The following is a 16,736-nucleotide window of genomic DNA, read 5'->3' as shown; positions in this document are numbered from 1 at the left end:
CCCGCACCCATCCCCACACCAGCCGCAACTGCTAAACCTCCAGCAGTACCGCAAGTCAATAAAAATCAACCCACACCCGCACCCACACCCACACCAGCCGCAACTGCTAAACCATCTTTAAGAACAACACCAACAACAACTGTTCAACCATCTGCAAAACCAACGCCAACAACCAGCGCAAAACCATCATCTGAATCTACAACCGACAAAGATCAGTTATCTTCTTCACTAGAATCTAGTCAAGAACTCATACGCAAACTACAAGATTTGCGTGAAAATAGACAGCAACCGCAAAGCTCTAATTCTCCAAACAACTAATCATCAAAATTAAAGATAAAATGATGATGGGATAGATGCCCGACTTCTTTGAGAAGTCGGGTATCTGGGTATGACGTTTTTTTAAGTTGAGCTACTGATCAGTTATATTAATTATCTGCCAATTCGGGGTTAGATACTAGGAAATTTGTCAGGATTCAGGAGTCAGAATTCAGGATTCAGAATAGTTCAAATGCTCATATTTGATGAATAAGATAATATTCCTAAACCCTGATTCATTCTGAATTCTGACTCCTGGGTGCTGAATTCTTACGGAAATTTCTCCAAATCCCACCCCAAATTTTTCTAACTTGTGAAAGTAATATACTCTAGCTTTGCTGCCGATAAAGTTCTGCTATCTTTGGCTCTAAACTTCTCGACGAATTTCTAACTTGATGTTTTACCTGTTGGCTAGAATTGTTGTGATGAGAATTAGCAGCTTGTGATGAGGATTTGAGATTCTCTGGATTGTCACTATTAGCAGATACAGTTACATTGGGAACTTGACGATTTTCTTTCATTAAACGGCTATAGGTTCTCTGGGGAATAAAATGAAGAGGATTGTAACCAACAAAACGTAAAATTAAGACACAAGCCCAAGAATATCTACCATCAGTAATGGCTGCAATTATCTGATTCAATTGCTCAATAGTAATTGCATTTTGAAAACTTTGCTGAGAAGAATGAAACTGGTGGTTCATAGTCATCTCGAATGTAATTTATCTAAATTGAGATTTAGTAACTAATTTCTTTGATCAAACTACAGCATCTACAGGCGCAATGGTAAACTGGCAATAGTGCGCCTTGTGCTATTAAAGCTTTCAGCCTTTGTCATCACTGCTTTTGAGCCGTAGCACCTGCTGTTAATTGTGAGCGCAGCGTTTGGCTGATATTAGCTCTTTCTTGACTTTGTGCGATCGCTACTTGATGAGTGTGAATTTTAGGGCAATTTTCCGCAATTATCCCCTCTAGAGGTTTGATATCTGCGTAATTGATTGCTAAACGGGTTTTAGCTTTCTCTGTATATGTACCCGGCTCGAAAATTGCAAAACTAGCAAAGCCAACCTCTATATTAGAGGCTATGTCTGAATAGTTTTGAAGATGCTGAAATAGAGTTTGAAATTGTAGTTTCATGGAAGCTGAAAATTTTGAATTCGCTGTTTACAATTAACCTGACAAGCGAGATATTCAGTTTTAGCTCCAATGATTTTGTTTTTTAAATCGATAACTAACTAACTTGCAATTGCCCAACTAGAAAAATCTTAAGTTTGTGAATCTTTTTTTAAGCAAACACTGCCTTGGTTTACAACAATTTATAACAGGTAATCCAGTTAATGCAGAGTTTAGTTAAATATATAATAATTCTGCAATATGAATTATTTTAATTTCGTGTTTTAATTGATTATTTACTTAATAGAAACTTTATGTTCTGACAGTAATAATTTTGAGGTTTAGCGTCTAAAATCTGGTATCTCATAAGCTTTTTTCAACTTGATATAAATTTTTGAAATAAGAAAATTCTTTATAAAACAGTTGCTTAAATTACAGAATACAATTTTTTGACAAAAATATCAGCCAAATTGGCATTTTTTGCATGAGGAAGCAGAAGCAGGAGAGGCAGAGGAGGCAAGGGAGTAGAGGAAGAAAATCCTATACCTAGCCCCCAATACCCAATACCCAATCCCCCATACCATCACTTCATCCCCAAGCTAGAAGTCAATGGAACAAAGATTATCTACCATACAGAGGTTAAAGGGAATGCACCTCTAAAGCAGCATTGCACAAATTAAATGAGTGAGGAGAGAACAATGAGGTCATGACCTGACTAAAGTTCTGAGATTCGCCATGCGGGAACTACATCAAACTATTTTGACTGACAACGAAGAGAAAACGGCTCTGCGTCAGTTTATGTTTGCATTAAAAGCTAATGGTAAATGTTACTTGCTCAGTAACGAGATTTTACAAGCTTTTTCTCAATATTGTCACCAAACGCAAAAACCTACATATTTTTATCACTCTTCGGCACTGAGTAAATTACTGCACCGCACCCACGAAATAATTCTGGAGGAGGAGAGTACATGGTTTGTAGTGCGTGCGAAAATTGCTAGCCAAGAAGTTTGGCGAGTGACATCAGAGTTTACCCAGTTTGAATTGATGTCACCTCAAGCGTTTTTGGATGTGAGCGATCGCCTAGTCAATGCCTATCAACCTAACATCCTAGAAATTGACTTAAGCCCATTTTACAAAGCATCCCCCAGTATCAGCGATCCCCGCAACATCGGTCAAGGGTTAGCCTTCCTCAACCATTTTCTATGCAATCAACTAGAGAATGATCCCCAATATTGGTTTGAGAGATTATATTTAGCCTTACAAGCACTACAACACGATGGAATGCGCCTACTACTAAATGATCGCATTTCTTCCGGTACTCAGTTAGCCAAACAAGTCCAGCAAGCAATCAAATTTCTGCATCAGCGTCACCCTGACGAACCTTACGCCAAATTTCGCTTTGACTTACAAGAACTCGGTTTTGAACCAGGTTGGGGTAACACCGCCCACCGCATCCTCGAAACTCTAGAACTTCTAGAACATCTGATTGATAGCCCCCAACCCGCCATCCTGGAAGCATTTGTCTCTCGTGTTCCCGCTATCTTTCGTGTCGTCTTGGTTTCTATCCACGGTTGGGTAGCACAAGAAGGTGTCTTGGGGCGTGATGAAACCCTAGGGCAAGTAATTTATGTCTTGGAACAAGCACGCAATTTAGAAAACAAATTACAGGAAGATATTAAACTAGCAGGGCTTGATTTACTTAATATTCAACCTCATGTCATTATCCTCACCCGCCTCATTCCTAACTGCGAAGGCACATTCTGTAACCTGCGTGTGGAAAAAGTAAATGGTACAGAAAACGCCTGGATTTTGCGTGTTCCCTTTGGTCAATTTAATCCAGAAATTACCGATAATTGGATATCTAAATTTGATATTTGGCCTTATCTAGAATCATTTGCCCTAGACGCAGAAACAGAATTACTAGCACAATTTCACGGCAAACCAAATTTAATTGTAGGTAACTACAGCGATGGTAACTTAGTCGCCTTTCTGCTTTCCCGTCGTCTCAAAGTTATCCATTGTAACATTGCCCACTCTTTAGAAAAACCAAAATATCTCTTTAGTAACTTGCATTGGCAAGAATTAGAGGAACAGTATCACTTTTCGGCACAATTTACCGCCGACTTGATTAGCATGAATGCGGCTGATTTTATTATCACCTCTTCCTATCAAGAAATTGTTGGTACACCCGAATCTATAGGACAATACGAATCTTACAAATGCTTTACCATGCCGAATTTATATCATGTGGTAGATGGCATTGATTTATTTAGTCCAAAATTTAACTTAGTACCGCCGGGAGTTAATGAAAGTATCTTCTTTTCCTGTAGACAAACCCAAGACAGAGACCCCAACCTACGTCAACAAGTCTACGACCTACTATTTAACCACGAAGATACTAACATTTTGGGTTATTTAGAAAATCCCAATAAAAGACCAATATTTGCAGTTGCTCCTATTACTTCCATTAAAAATCTTGCTGGTTTAGCGGAATGCTTTGCTAAAAGTCCAGCTTTACAAGAGCATTGCAATCTGATTTTATTAACCAGTAAGCTGCATATTTCTGAGCATACCAACCCAGAAGAAGCCGGAGAAATTCACAAACTGCATGACCTAATTAATCAGTATGGACTCCACAACAAAATACGTTGGTTAGGGATACGCCTAAACAACCGTGAAGTTGGCGAAGCTTACCGAGTAGTGGCAGATTGTCGCGGAATTTATGTCCATTTTGCTCGGTTTGAAGCCTTGGGACGCAGCATTTTAGAAGCGATGATTTCCGGTTTACCTACTTTTGCAACTAAATTTGGTGGCTCTTTAGAAGTTATTGAAGACCACGAAAATGGATTTAATATTAATCCGACAGATTTAGAAGGTACTGCCCATAAAATTGTGGCATTCCTAGAAAAATGTGATGCACATCCCGAACATTGGGATAAAGTTTCTGAATGGATGAATCAGCGAATTCATAATAAGTATAACTGGCATTCCCATACTAATAATTTATTGTCTCTTGCTAAAATTTTTAGTTTTTGGAATTTTGTCATGCCAGAAAATAATGAAGCTAGGGATCGCTATATGGAGGCTTTGTTTCATCTTCTTTATAAACCCAGAGCCGAAAAGATTTTAGCCAAACAGATGCAGAGATAATTAGTCATTAGTCATTAGTCATTAGTCATTAGTCATTAGTCATTAGTCATTAGTTTTTCTCCCCCCACTCCCTCATCTGCCCCTACTCCCTCATCTGCCCCTGCTTCCTAGTCAACAGTCCCCATTCCCTAGTTATCGGCTATGAATACCACCAGTTCCTCTCGTGATTTTATCTATAAAGACTGGATGTTAATTGAAACTCAGTTTCATCCTGAGCAATTGCAGTCTAGAGAAACGGTGTTTACCATAGGTAACGGCTACTTAGGAACAAGGGGTAGTTTTGAAGAAGGTTATCCCAATGGCACACCGGGAACTTTTATTCATGGTGTTTATGATGATGTGCCTGTAGTGTACACCGAACTGGCTAACTGTCCTGACTGGCTACCGGTGATAGTAACAATTGATGGCGATCGCTTCCGTCTCAATCAAGGTGAAGTATTACAATATCAACGACAGCTAGATTTGCGTCAAGGTCTTTTATCTCGTTTCGTGCGTTGGCGCAGTCCTAGCGGCAAAACTATTGATATCTACTGGGAACGCTTCGCCAGTTTAGCAGATGAACACGTACTAGCACAACGCTGTCAGATCACACCCTACAATTGTCAGGCAGAGATTGAAATTCAGGCTAGCATCAACGGCTATGCGGAAAACCAAGGTTTCAATCATTGGGAAGGAATAGACCAAGGTAAAACTGATCAAGGTATTTGGCTACACAGCCGTACCCGTAGTTCCCGCATTGAAATTGGCATGGCGGCGAAAATGATCATATCGGGAACAGAAGCTTCCTTACAAGTTAACACTGTACCGGGTTATCCCACCTTAAGCACCTCCTTTGTAGCGACTTCTGGGCAAACCGTGATTATAGATAATTTAGTGACAGTGTTTACATCACGAGAGATAAATACACCAGTCAATGCCGCCAAAGAAAAACTCTCACAACTGCCAAACTACGATACCTTACTCACAGCTAACGCCCAAGCTTGGGAGCAAGTTTGGCAACAAAGCGACATAGTAATCGAAGGAGATAGTCAAGCGGCTTTTGGTGTGCGCTACAACCTGTTTCAGTTACTAATTGCCGCCTCACCCCACGATGAAAAGGTGAGTATTCCCGCTAAAACCCTTTCTGGGTTTGGTTATCGCGGTCATATCTTTTGGGATACAGAAATTTTTATCTTGCCTTTTTTCATTTTTAATCAACCAACCCTAGCCAGAAACTTACTCAGTTACCGCTATCACACATTAGATGGGGCGCGACGCAAAGCCGACCATTACGGGTTTAAAGGCGCGATGTATCCTTGGGAAAGTGCTGTAACAGGCGATGAAGTGACACCGCGTTGGTCACTACCCTATGATTATTATGGCCAAGATGTGCGGATTTGGTGCCGCGATCGCGAAATTCATAACAGTGCAGATATTGCTTACGCTGTTTGGCACTATTGGCAAGCCACCAATGATGACGAATGGATGCGTGATTATGGTGCAGAGATTGTCTTAGATACGGCGATTTTCTGGGCTAGCCGAGTTGAATATAATCCTCATGCTGACAGATATGAAATTCGTGATGTGATTGGAGCAGATGAGTATCACGAGTTAGTTCACAATAACACCTTTACTAATCGGCTGGTGCAATGGCATCTAGAAAAAGCCCTGAAAGTTTACCACTGGTTACATCAAACTTTCCCAGAAACAGCCGCCAAACTCGAAACTCAGCTACAACTTTCCCCCAAAATACAAACGCAATGGCAAGAAATTAGCGACAAAATTTGGATTCTCTACGATTCCACAACCGGACTAATTGAACAGTTTGAGGGCTTTTTTCAATTAAAAGACATTAACTTAGCAAGCTACGAACCACGGCGGCAATCAATACAAGGTATCTTGGGACATGAGGAAACTAACCACACTCAAGTTCTTAAGCAACCCGATGTCTTAATGCTGCTGTACCTGATGCAGCTATCAGCAGATTTTCCCTACAACCAAACAGCATTAGCCAGCAATTGGGACTACTACGCACCCCTCACCGATATTACCTATGGTTCATCCTTGGGGCCAGCCATTCACGCCATCATAGCCGCCGACTTAGGCAAACTAGACACAGCTTATGAAAGATTTATGCAAGCCTTGATGGTGGATTTAGAAGATAGTCGTGGTAACACCAGAGATGGTATTCACGGTGCTAGTGCAGGTGGTATCTGGCAAGCTGTCGTTTTTGGTTTTGGTGGTATCCAATTTACAGACAATGGCCCTGTAGCCCACCCACACCTACCCCCTGGTTGGTTACGCCTGAAGTTTCAGTTAAACTGGCGCGGTCAGTGGTATGAATTCGATTTGACGGGAGATGAGCAAGTAGTGGAACAATGGAACAGGGCAGAAGAACTATTACCTAATCGCCAGTCCCCAATCCCTAGTCCCCAATCCCTAGTCCCTCATCGCCAGTCACCCATCCAAGGATTTATCTTTGACTTAGATGGTGTATTAACAGATACAGCCGAGTACCATTATTTAGCATGGCAAAAACTGGCAGATGAGGAGGACATACCTTTTAGCCGAGAGGCAAACGAAGCCTTGCGGGGTATATCTCGCCGTGCTTCCCTGATGCTGATTCTGGGAGAAAGGGAATATTCAGAAGAGCAAATCTTAGAAATGATGGAGCGTAAAAATAACTACTACGTTGAAATGATTCAAAATATCACACCCCAGGATTTGTTGCCAGGAGCCGAGCCACTTTTAGATGAATTACGGCAAGCTGGGATTAAAATTGCCATCGGTTCAGCTAGTAAAAATGCTCACACAGTCATCGAAAAATTGGGTATTGCTGACAAAATAGATGCGATCGCAGATGGTTATAGCGTCAAAAAACCTAAACCAGCACCCGATTTATTTCTCTACGCCGCCAAGCAATTAGACTTAGAACCAGCCCAATGTGTAGTGGTAGAAGATGCCGCCGCAGGTGTGGAAGCTGCCTTAGCCGGTGGAATGTGGACAATAGGCATCGGCCCAGAGGAACGGGTGGGAGCAGCCCATATAGTTCTCCCCAACCTAGCAGGAGTCAGGTGGGCAGATTTACACACTCAACTCAATAGTCTTGCCAGTAGTCGGAAATAGTGATTCTTGACAACTTTTTGCCTTCTACCTTGTGTATTGAAGCTATTTCCGAGTTTCTAAGGGAGCTACTTCACTCCAATCAAATTCCGTATAATCCGCAAGTTCTGCTATATAACCGTACCACTGTTGACGCAGACAAATATACAAGTTAGCACCAGCCTCTAAATCTCTCCTCGTTTCTATGCCTTCTGCTCTCAGCTTTTCGATAGCACAATAGTAACGTTGTCGCCATACCTGCTCTAGCTCTGCGTTGATGTTGGAATACCTATGTGAGACAAATGATCGAGAAAGTTCTAACAGCATTTGCATTCCACCACCCCATAATTCTGCTACGGCGGTAGAATCTATCAGTGAACAATATTTATTGATATTCAATGCGCTTTTAATTAGCGTGGCTGTGTCTAACAACACAAATAAGATTCGTGGTAAAGCATAATAAGGTTGTAGAGAACGAAAATAAATTATTGCCGAATAAGAATGTTGTGATTCCAGCAGGTTGATCAAATTACTAGCCATTTGATTAACATCTGCCTGCACAGTGTCGGGGCTGACTGCCAACCTGATCAAAATTTCTGTAGCGTCTGCTGTTCCAGCAGTCCGATAATGCAAACTCAAAGCAAAAGTTTTGCGCCTAATTAGTGCGCTGTAAACTGATAACAGGTAGGTAATCGATAAAGTAAAAATAGAAAAGCCGATAGCAGCCTCTAGAATCATTAACAACCTTTGACTATTTGTTTTTGGTACCAAGTCGCCTGTACCCAAAGTAGTCAATGAATAGCCACTGTAGTAAATTGCCGTGATAAAATCAGTTGGAGTTTTACCGCTACTAGATTGAATACCTGAACCCAACTCAGTCCAATAAATTAAAGCAAAGCCGCATAACAATAAAGACAGCCATATTGCTATAGTTGCCACCATAAATGACGGGCCGCTATGAGATAGCACTTTTTCTTTTTTGCATGGAATTATTCGTGCAACTAAACGAAATAGATACCATATTGCTTTACTTAGTGACGAACCAAGAATACTACTTTCCATACTAGGAAATAATACGGTTAAATAGATGTCTGCGAGGTCTAAAATGATTATCCCAACGCCGATCAACTTTGCTAAGAAATCCATCTGTTCCGCGAGTTAACAACAGGCTACTAGGAAATATCCGCATTACTGAATCAAGGTATAAATAGGGTCAGCAGAATCAGACAAGAAGTTTAGTATTTTCAAACAGTCTTAATCGTATCTCAATCCAGCTATGCACAAGCAAATCTATTTTGCTCAATTCCCAGTCCCCATTTTCCATTCAGCAATACCAAAACATCTTCTGAATTGGGTATGTTGAGCATATCAGTCTCAGGATAGATATATATGTGCTGAGTCATAATTTTTTGACTGCTACCCGATTCTCAATGCAGATAATTTGGAATTAATCCCCAATTCCTCACAAAATCTTCAACTTACTTTTTTAAACTGAGAGCAGTTATATTCTTAATGGCAGAGGCAGGTCAATGGAACTTCAAACTGTTAACCTAGAAATACCTGAAAATTGTAACCTGATTTTAGGGCAAACCCACTTTATTAAAACAGTGGAAGACCTCTATGAGATTATGGTGGGGATATCCTCACAAGTCAAGTTTGGTATCGCTTTTTGTGAAGCTTCAGGAGATTGTCTAATTAGGTTGGCTGGGAATGATTTATCTTTACAAGAAATCGCCACAAAAAACGCTCAATCTGTCGGTGCTGGTCATAGTTTTGTGATTTTACTCCAACAAGCCTATCCTATCAACTTCCTCAATGCCATTAAGCAATGTCCAGAAGTCTGTACAATTTATTGTGCAACGGCTAATCCTGTCCAGGTAATTGTGGCGGAAACCGAGCAAGGTAGAGGTATTCTTGGTGTAATTGATGGTTTTTCACCCAAGGGAATTGAAGATACAGAAGATGTTAACGCACGCCATACTTTGCTGCGGCGGATTGGTTATAAGTTATAAATATTAACTTGCATTGGTCACTAAAAATCATACCAATTAGTACCAATGATGATTCAGGCGATCGCCACAGGAGTTATGCAAAGAATATGTCTAATAATTATCAGGAAAAAATCATTGCTCTCTGGATAGTATTTCTGTTAGGAACCCTGTTTCATACCCAATTGGCTTTGATGCCAATTTTCCACGGCTTGAGTGTAATTGAATCGGAAAAAGCTAACTCACTCGATGAAATATCAGGCATTATGTGGTTAATGTTGGGCTTTTTTGTCCTGCCGATGCTAGCAATAATTGCCACTGCTTTCACCGATGCGAGACGCTATCGAGTAATTCACTTTGCTCTGACGGTGTTTTATACAGTCCTGAACTTAAGTCATTTAGTTTTAGACTTGCTGCTGCCGCAGGTGATCTGGTATCAAATCACCTTAATGCTGCTATTGTTTTTGATTGGTTTATTATTAAATCTTGTCGCCTACCAATGGATGAAAGCACCCCGAAGAACTAACAACAGCTTCTCAGAACCATTAACAACTCAGCGTTAAAATCCTCACCTCTAACCTCTCTTTGCCAAAGAAGTTCACAAACTACTTAGTGCTTTGCTTTTTCTGCTGTGAAATCAAAATCGTATAGTTATACTGTTGTTCGGTCAAATTACCTACAGATACCGAGTATTTACCAGCCTGCCAATGTCCAGATAATTCTGGCAAACTATCAGGAGAACTATCAGATAACACACAAAAACGCCCTCCAGGGCCATCAATCAATAATGTTGGCTTTCCTGGGCTTTGTGCGGTGACACGTAGATATGGTATTGACTGAGTAACCTCAATGACTTGATTCGGTGCAGTCGGAACATTACCACAATTGCTAGGAACAGTTTTCTCAGATGTACCATTTAAGATGAGTGGATCTGAGGGTAAGTTGCGGCTAACCTGAATCACAGGTGTTTGAGCCACCACAGTTTCTGTCAGTACCAAACTAATTGCTAAAGCGGGAACATTTAGTCCTAAATTAAAAGTCTTCATATATACTCAACCACACACACCACCACGAGTAAATAGACGTAGCTCAATTAGCTTTGTTCCTTAATTTCTGGTATAAATTTTTCTCAAATGAGTGAATTATTATCAATATAAACAATCAAAATCAACACAAGGACTAAATTAAGAGTAGTCAGAGATAAATTAAATATATGGGCTTAAGTTAGATTAATTTTCTCATTTATTGAACTTGAGTTAGAAAAAGCTATGAGAAAATAGTTAATTATACTTACAGCAGGGAACAGGGAACAGGGAACAGGTTTGAAAGTCTCTTAGCATAAAGCTTTGTTCCTAAAATTTGTACCTCATTTACCCCAAATCTGCTGTAAAGGCTAAGAGATTGCACACCAAGCAATTGGTTAAAATCACAGACAAAAGCACCAACAACATGATGACTAATGCCGAGACACAATCGCATTATCCGGCATGAGTCCTGATGATATGTTGGTAGGCTTGTTATTTAACCAGTGTCTTTGCTGAAGTCACACAATTTATGAATCCTCAATCAGAAGAAGACTTACAACGTCGCCTCCAACAACTAGAGGCTGAGGTGAACTATCAATCAAAATCACCAGTATCAGAGTCAAAACAGACTTCTCTGTTGAGTTGGCTCAACTGGAAACGATGGCAACTTTGGTTTAATGGCTTGTCGGGGACGAATAAGCTAGTGTTTTTGGGCGTGGCGGCGTTATTGGGGTTGTCGATAGTGCAGATGGTATTAAAACTGCTTGTATCTGCTCTAAGTCTGGCACTGTTAGCTGGATTAGTGTATCTTGGATACAAATTTTTTGTATCTGGCAATTCGCACAATAAATAGCCATTATTAGGGTTTAGGGGCTAGGGCTAGGGGCTAGGGAATAAAAGAGAGTTTTTTGTTCATAACTCAGCACAGGCTGAAGCCCCGCTACGCTGATAGCACGCTGGCAAATCAGTCTATGTTAAACACGCCGACAACGGTACAAAAGTAAAGTCAAAGGAAAAATTATCTAATGGCCACCCCAATTGTTAAAAAAAATCATAATCCTTCCAGCCAACCAAAAAAGCCCAATACAGCCAGTTTACGGCAATTATCAACCAGGCGGTTTGCTGCTTGGGTGACAGAAATGGCACTGTTGGCTACCAGTGGGTTAGTTCCCCTCGGTTTGGGTATGTATGCTAATTCTAGAAGCGATCTCAATCGAGTACCACTCAATCCTATGCTGGTAGTCACAGAAAGAGCGATCGCTCGTCCTTTGGCTTTACCTACGAACTATGGTATTCGTAATGTGGCATGGCCGACCAATTTTTTATGGACATTAGCTTTATTCGCACCTACCGCCCTGTCTTGGTGGCAATTATATTTACTGGCAAAAACAGGTAGTACACTACCTAAGCGTTGGTTTGGGGTGCGGGTGGTGAATGAAGAAGGTACACCGCCAGGGTTAGCGGCTGTGGTTGTGCGTGAAGGTATTGGTCGCTTAACTGTGCCTATGTCTATCGCCTATATTCTCTGGCGGTATAGCTTCGCTTTTCCCAACTTAGGATTATTCACATCTTTAGCTGTGTTAATGATCATCGGTGAAGGTTTAGCTTTACCATCAAAGCGGGGGCGAAAAGCTTTACACGATTGGCTAGCTGGTACTTACGTAATTGATGCCCGTAGTCCGGTTGCGTCGGCTGAGGTGGTGGATAGTTTCCGGGCTGACTCTGCTATGGGTAATCAGACTTCTGCACCAGTGGGCAATCAAAATCTAGGCACAGCAACAATGGCTATGGGTTACACTCCACAAGGTGCTCCCATCGCCACCGACAACAATAATTTAACATCCCTGTGGCGGCGAATGCAGCAAAACCCCAGCCTGACGTTGTTTGGGGTAGCTCTAACTAGCATGACTGCGGTCTTAGCCACTTTAATTGGTACTCAGGTTTATATCCAGACGCAACAGAGTCAACGGGAATCTCAAAAAATCAATAGTCAACAGTTTTTGGCACTCGTCAAACAATTAAGCCCTAACTCTGGGGCGACCGTTGAAGAACGCCAAAGTATAATTTTAGCGATGGGCAGTCTGAATGATTCCCAGTCTATTCAGTTCTTAGCGGATTTGATGATCAATGAAACAAACCCCATCCTATTAAATACTATTCAACAGGCTCTCACCAGTGTTGGGACTTCAGCACTTACCGAATTAAAAAATAAAAATCAGTTCTTAACTGCTGAGTTAGAAGCCGTTAGCAGCACATCACCAGAAATGCCAGTGCGACAACAACGGCTACACATCAACCAGCAGACAATTAACAAAATTCTCAGCGTTTATAGTGGTCAAACCCAAGGTTTGGATCTCAGTCGTACCCAATTAGGTCAAAGTGGGACTCCTGGTAGTTCCTTTTTCAACTTGGTACTGGAAAACGTTGATTTATCAGGAATTAGATTTAAATTAGCCAATCTCAATCAAGCCACTTTTAAAGGTAGTCGTTTCCGTAGTCCTGGGGAAGATGGACGCTGGGATACTTACGATGATGTCGTTGCTGACTTCACCCAAGCTCAAATGAAAAAAGCTAATTTCACTGATGCTAACCTCAGTCGGGTGCTGATGGTGCGTAGTGATTTAAGCGGGGCTACCCTGAACAGAGCTAGTTTAGCTAATGCCAGGTTAGTTGGTGCTAATCTGAGTAGCGCACAGTTAGTTGGTGCTGATTTGCGGGGCGCAGTTTTAGAAAATGCCAGCCTGACAGGGGCAGACTTAGGAGACGCTAAATTAAAAGATGCTAATTTATATGGTGCGCGTCTCGGTCGTGTAATTGCTATCGGTACTCAGTTATCTTTTGCTAACTTAACTAAAACCGATTGGCAAGCTTCCGACTTATCAGGAGCAGATTTAGAACGGGCGAATCTCAGTAATGCTAACTTGAGCGCGACTCGGCTTACAGGTGCAATTTTGCGCTCTGCCAAGTTAGAAAATGCTAACTTCCAGAATGCCGACTTGAGTCTGGTTGATTTACGAGGGGCGAATGTAGCCGGGGCAGATTTCCAAGGGGCTATTATCACTCCTAGCAGACAAGATCCATCCGATCAATTTGTGCAAACTCCAGACTTAGGCGCGGTATCTGCGGTTGTGAAAGGTGTTGATTTTTCTCAAGCCAAAAACTTAGACGCAAGACAACTGGCTTACATTTGCACTCAAGGCGGTATTCATCCCCGTTGTCCCTAAAAACATGGGGACTGGGGACTGGGGACAAATCAATTCAAAATTCAAAATTCAAAATACCCTACGGGAAGGCAAGCCTACAAAATTCAAAATTAAAGAGTTTTTGGAGAAAAATGTTCCTGATCGAATTGCGAATTGGTATAACTCCCTCTGCTCCCTCCGCTCCCCCCGCTTCCTCCGCTTCCTCTTCTCCCCCTAGAAAAGTTAACTTTGGGTTCTGATAGCTTGAGCAGCCAAATAAACTTTCGTCCATTCACCCATCACCTGATGGGGTTTGATTCCCAATTTTTCGGCTATTGCTTCTATTGAGTCCCCAGTTTTTCTTAAATCTAAGATTTGCTGTCCCTTGGGGGTTAATTTTTGATAAAGTTGCTGCCATTGGTTTGGTGTTAACCCCAAGTTATTTTCTTGCAAGGAAATTGACAGCCAATTATCTACGAGTTCTGGTTTATCTTTGAGGGCAAATACTCGCACTGCATGATAGCTGATTTTTTCTCGCAGTCGGTAAACTTCTTTAATTGGTTTATTTAATTTTTTAGCAATTTCATCTTGTGTTTTACCTTGCAGGTAAAGTTCTAACCATTCTACTGCTTCGCTTCCGAGATTTTCCTGTAAATAATTGGCGAACTCTTGCTGTACTGTTTGCCGTAGTAGCTGCTGTTCTTCTAATTGCTGTGCTTCTTGATATTCTGCGATCGCCTGATTATCTGCTAAGTTAACTCGATTATCGTTGTCATCGGTTAACACTTCTTCGGAAACTAGCCGTACTAAGTCGCTGCTGGGTACTTGGGTTAATCCTCCACGTTGCGATCGCCGCAGGTAATTCACAAACCGATATGCTATCAATGGTTGATTACGGACTGGGCGCAAACAATACTCTTCTGTTGTCGCCAAGAGCAATGTATCTTTTAGTCTTGCTTCTTCTGTAATTTCCGCGATATAAGCCATTTGTTGCTGCATATAGTTATCAGTTTGCAGCAGTTCCTGCAATACCTCTTGCAACACATCCATCACACTACGCTGGCGATCGCGACTCAAAGAAATCCACGTTTGAATCTTATAGCGTAATGTGACTAAACTGCCTAAGCGAGTGATTAAGTGACGATAAGCCCTTTCTCGTCCTACTCCTAAGTAACGTTGAGTTAAAATTTTCCAACGATATTCCATCGCTTGTTTAGCGATCGCGAGTTCGTTGGGGTTGAGCAGATCAAACCTTTCTACATCACGACCCAAAAGCCAGAGAATAATACTTTCCCTGACTGCTACACTGTGTTCTGGACATTCCGCAGCTAGCCGGTTGCGCCAATATTGCCCTAGTTTTTCTGCTTCCGTTACCATAGCGAGATTGCGCTCCTCGAAACCCTGTCTTAAAGTTTGCATCACAACCCCCTTTTGTCGCACTCCAGTGATTAGCTAGCAGGTGTCCGTCAGTCCATCATTTTCATGAAGACTTCTCAGCGATTACATTGTTATTACGTCTTTATTGACTAACTTTATGCAAGAATTTACTCAGCAATTGATTAATTTCTCGGCTCTCACTACCGAAAATCACGGTATGTGGGAGATTTACCTATCCTGAAACCTAGTTAAATTTTTGTATACTAAACTTTTGCGAAAGACAAAAAAATTGATTACGGCTGTACCGCAAACAAGGCTGAGAAAAATGCCATTCTGCATTTATCGCTAGAAGATAATAGAATTTACCTTCATTAAGACGCTGTTTTTGTCCTGTAAGTTTCAACTTACCGACTTTAGTTTGAAAATGAGGTAATTTTATAATTTTGCTTGTTAGTACAGTATCAGGCTTAGTCTATCGGTGCAACCTTTTAGCTGTGAAATACAATAAAATATAAGGTTAATTTAAGAAACTATCATAAAAAGTTAAAAGTACCCATGAGGGTACTAATAAAAGCAATAAACGGGCGATCGCCTACCCTACCAAAAACTCAAGGCAGTAGCCATCAGTAATATTGACTACTTACCTTAAAATCTAGTTATCAATATTACCGTCCGTTAGATGACCGGACTATAGGATTTTCCACAGAATTACGATACTGCTCGACTGCTTCGGTGTAGCCAATTGGTAGTACAGCTTCGACGTTTTCGTGGGGACGGGGAATAATTACCCAAGATTCTAGAGTACCACCATGAACATTTTGCGCTGCTTCCACACCGGCTGCCATCGCAGTCTTAACTTCTGACACATCTCCACGAATATTCACTGTAAAACGCGCGCTACCTACCCTAATATAACCGACCAGGGTAACTCGACCAGCTTTAACCATTGCGTCTGCTGCGGCTAATACAGCAGGAAAACCCTTAGTTTCTAAAGCTCCAACTGCCTGTAATGACATTAGTAATCTCCTGTATGAATAAAAGTATGAGGTAAAGGGTATGCCAGTTAATTGTACGCAGCTTCGTTACAAATTTTGATGGCGAAATTGTTTAGAAGATACGGAAAGGCTCAGACTTTTGCGTAAAGTGGATTGGTAAGATATCTTCCACGTTTTCCGGGGGATTGGGAACTATGTAATGGGTGATGACTTCACCACCATGAGCTTGTTCACCAGCTTCTATACCAGCTGCAACTGCTGTTTTCACTTCTGCTACTTGTCCCCTGACAGCAACTAACAAGCGCGCGCTTTCCGCTTGACCATAATACACGAGTGTAACTGCGGCAGATTTTACCATTGCATCGGCTGCTGCCAACACAGCCGGAAAACCCAAAGTTTCAATTACGCCAACCGCCATTGGCATGGCATCAGCTCCTAAGTCAATAATAAGTAATATTAATTTTACGAGGGTTTGTCCCAATTTTGACAATGGGAAGACTTTTCTGTGTGGGA

14 protein-coding genes and 1 pseudogene are annotated in these 16,736 nt (G+C 41.4%); 7 read left to right on the top strand and 8 right to left on the bottom strand.

The window, feature by feature from the left end:
* Positions 1 to 318: pseudogene (locus A3775_RS24630) on the top strand (hypothetical protein); the annotation flags it as partial.
* 326 nt (positions 319 to 644) lie between these two features.
* Here the strand turns inward: A3775_RS24630 and A3775_RS10830 are convergent.
* On the bottom strand, positions 645 to 1,016 hold the full coding sequence (locus A3775_RS10830; protein WP_066381067.1) for a HetP family heterocyst commitment protein: 372 nt from the start codon (positions 1,014 to 1,016) through the stop codon (positions 645 to 647).
* A 133-nt stretch (positions 1,017 to 1,149) separates the two neighbouring features.
* Complete coding sequence (locus tag A3775_RS10825) at positions 1,150 to 1,449, bottom strand: hypothetical protein (protein WP_066381065.1); 300 nt, start codon at positions 1,447 to 1,449, stop codon at positions 1,150 to 1,152.
* Positions 1,450 to 2,160: 711 nt separating this feature from the next.
* Here A3775_RS10825 and A3775_RS10820 point away from each other — a divergent pair.
* Both A3775_RS10820 and pgmB read left to right on the top strand, forming a co-directional pair.
* Positions 2,161 to 4,575, top strand: a complete 2,415-nt coding sequence (locus A3775_RS10820; protein ID WP_066424920.1) for a sucrose synthase — start codon at positions 2,161 to 2,163, stop codon at positions 4,573 to 4,575.
* Positions 4,576 to 4,716: 141 nt separating this feature from the next.
* The gene (gene pgmB / locus A3775_RS10815) at positions 4,717 to 7,680 is read left to right on the top strand and encodes a beta-phosphoglucomutase (protein WP_066424918.1); all 2,964 of its coding nucleotides are present in this window, start codon (positions 4,717 to 4,719) and stop codon (positions 7,678 to 7,680) included.
* Positions 7,681 to 7,722: 42 nt separating this feature from the next.
* Here the strand turns inward: pgmB and A3775_RS10810 are convergent, their stop codons facing one another.
* Both A3775_RS10810 and A3775_RS25245 read right to left on the bottom strand, forming a co-directional pair.
* The gene (locus tag A3775_RS10810; protein ID WP_066381061.1) at positions 7,723 to 8,802 is read right to left on the bottom strand and encodes a potassium channel family protein; all 1,080 of its coding nucleotides are present in this window, start codon (positions 8,800 to 8,802) and stop codon (positions 7,723 to 7,725) included.
* 128 nt (positions 8,803 to 8,930) lie between these two features.
* The gene (locus A3775_RS25245; protein WP_255363862.1) at positions 8,931 to 9,059 is read right to left on the bottom strand and encodes a hypothetical protein; all 129 of its coding nucleotides are present in this window, start codon (positions 9,057 to 9,059) and stop codon (positions 8,931 to 8,933) included.
* A 126-nt stretch (positions 9,060 to 9,185) separates the two neighbouring features.
* On the opposite strand from A3775_RS25245, the gene A3775_RS10805 reads away from it, so the two are divergent.
* Positions 9,186 to 9,668 carry an adenosine-specific kinase gene (locus tag A3775_RS10805; protein WP_066381058.1) on the top strand — a complete coding sequence of 161 codons (483 nt, stop codon included), beginning with the start codon at positions 9,186 to 9,188 and terminating at the stop codon, positions 9,666 to 9,668.
* A gap of 86 nt (positions 9,669 to 9,754) precedes the next feature.
* Positions 9,755 to 10,207: a hypothetical protein gene (locus A3775_RS10800; RefSeq protein WP_066381056.1), complete on the top strand. Its 453-nt coding sequence runs from the start codon at positions 9,755 to 9,757 to the stop codon at positions 10,205 to 10,207.
* Positions 10,208 to 10,249: 42 nt separating this feature from the next.
* Here A3775_RS10800 and A3775_RS10795 read toward each other — a convergent pair whose 3' ends face one another.
* Positions 10,250 to 10,690 carry a hypothetical protein gene (locus A3775_RS10795; protein ID WP_066381054.1) on the bottom strand — a complete coding sequence of 147 codons (441 nt, stop codon included), beginning with the start codon at positions 10,688 to 10,690 and terminating at the stop codon, positions 10,250 to 10,252.
* Between the two features lie 508 nt (positions 10,691 to 11,198).
* Here A3775_RS10795 and A3775_RS10790 point away from each other — a divergent pair.
* Together A3775_RS10790 and A3775_RS10785 are read left to right on the top strand one after the other, a co-directional pair.
* Positions 11,199 to 11,522, top strand: coding sequence for a hypothetical protein (locus A3775_RS10790; protein ID WP_066381052.1), 324 nt, complete (start codon positions 11,199 to 11,201; stop codon positions 11,520 to 11,522).
* 172 nt (positions 11,523 to 11,694) lie between these two features.
* Complete coding sequence (locus tag A3775_RS10785; RefSeq protein ID WP_066424916.1) at positions 11,695 to 13,893, top strand: pentapeptide repeat-containing protein; 2,199 nt, start codon at positions 11,695 to 11,697, stop codon at positions 13,891 to 13,893.
* Positions 13,894 to 14,094: 201 nt separating this feature from the next.
* Here the strand turns inward: A3775_RS10785 and A3775_RS10780 are convergent, their stop codons facing one another.
* The 3 genes from A3775_RS10780 to A3775_RS10770 form a co-directional block, all read right to left on the bottom strand.
* Complete coding sequence (locus A3775_RS10780) at positions 14,095 to 15,270, bottom strand: HetZ-related protein 2 (RefSeq protein WP_066424913.1); 1,176 nt, start codon at positions 15,268 to 15,270, stop codon at positions 14,095 to 14,097.
* Between the two features lie 623 nt (positions 15,271 to 15,893).
* Positions 15,894 to 16,244 carry a carbon dioxide-concentrating mechanism protein CcmK gene (locus A3775_RS10775; RefSeq protein WP_066381047.1) on the bottom strand — a complete coding sequence of 117 codons (351 nt, stop codon included), beginning with the start codon at positions 16,242 to 16,244 and terminating at the stop codon, positions 15,894 to 15,896.
* A gap of 91 nt (positions 16,245 to 16,335) precedes the next feature.
* Entirely contained in the window at positions 16,336 to 16,647 is a 312-nt protein-coding gene (locus A3775_RS10770) for a carbon dioxide-concentrating mechanism protein CcmK (protein WP_066381045.1), read from the bottom strand.
* Positions 16,648 to 16,736: the final 89 nt, after the last annotated feature.

The organism is Anabaena sp. 4-3, from assembly GCF_001597745.1.
Classification (GTDB): domain Bacteria; phylum Cyanobacteriota; class Cyanobacteriia; order Cyanobacteriales; family Nostocaceae; genus Trichormus.
Note: the sequence above shows the minus strand (reverse complement) of the source record. Positions and strands in the feature narration are given on the sequence as shown.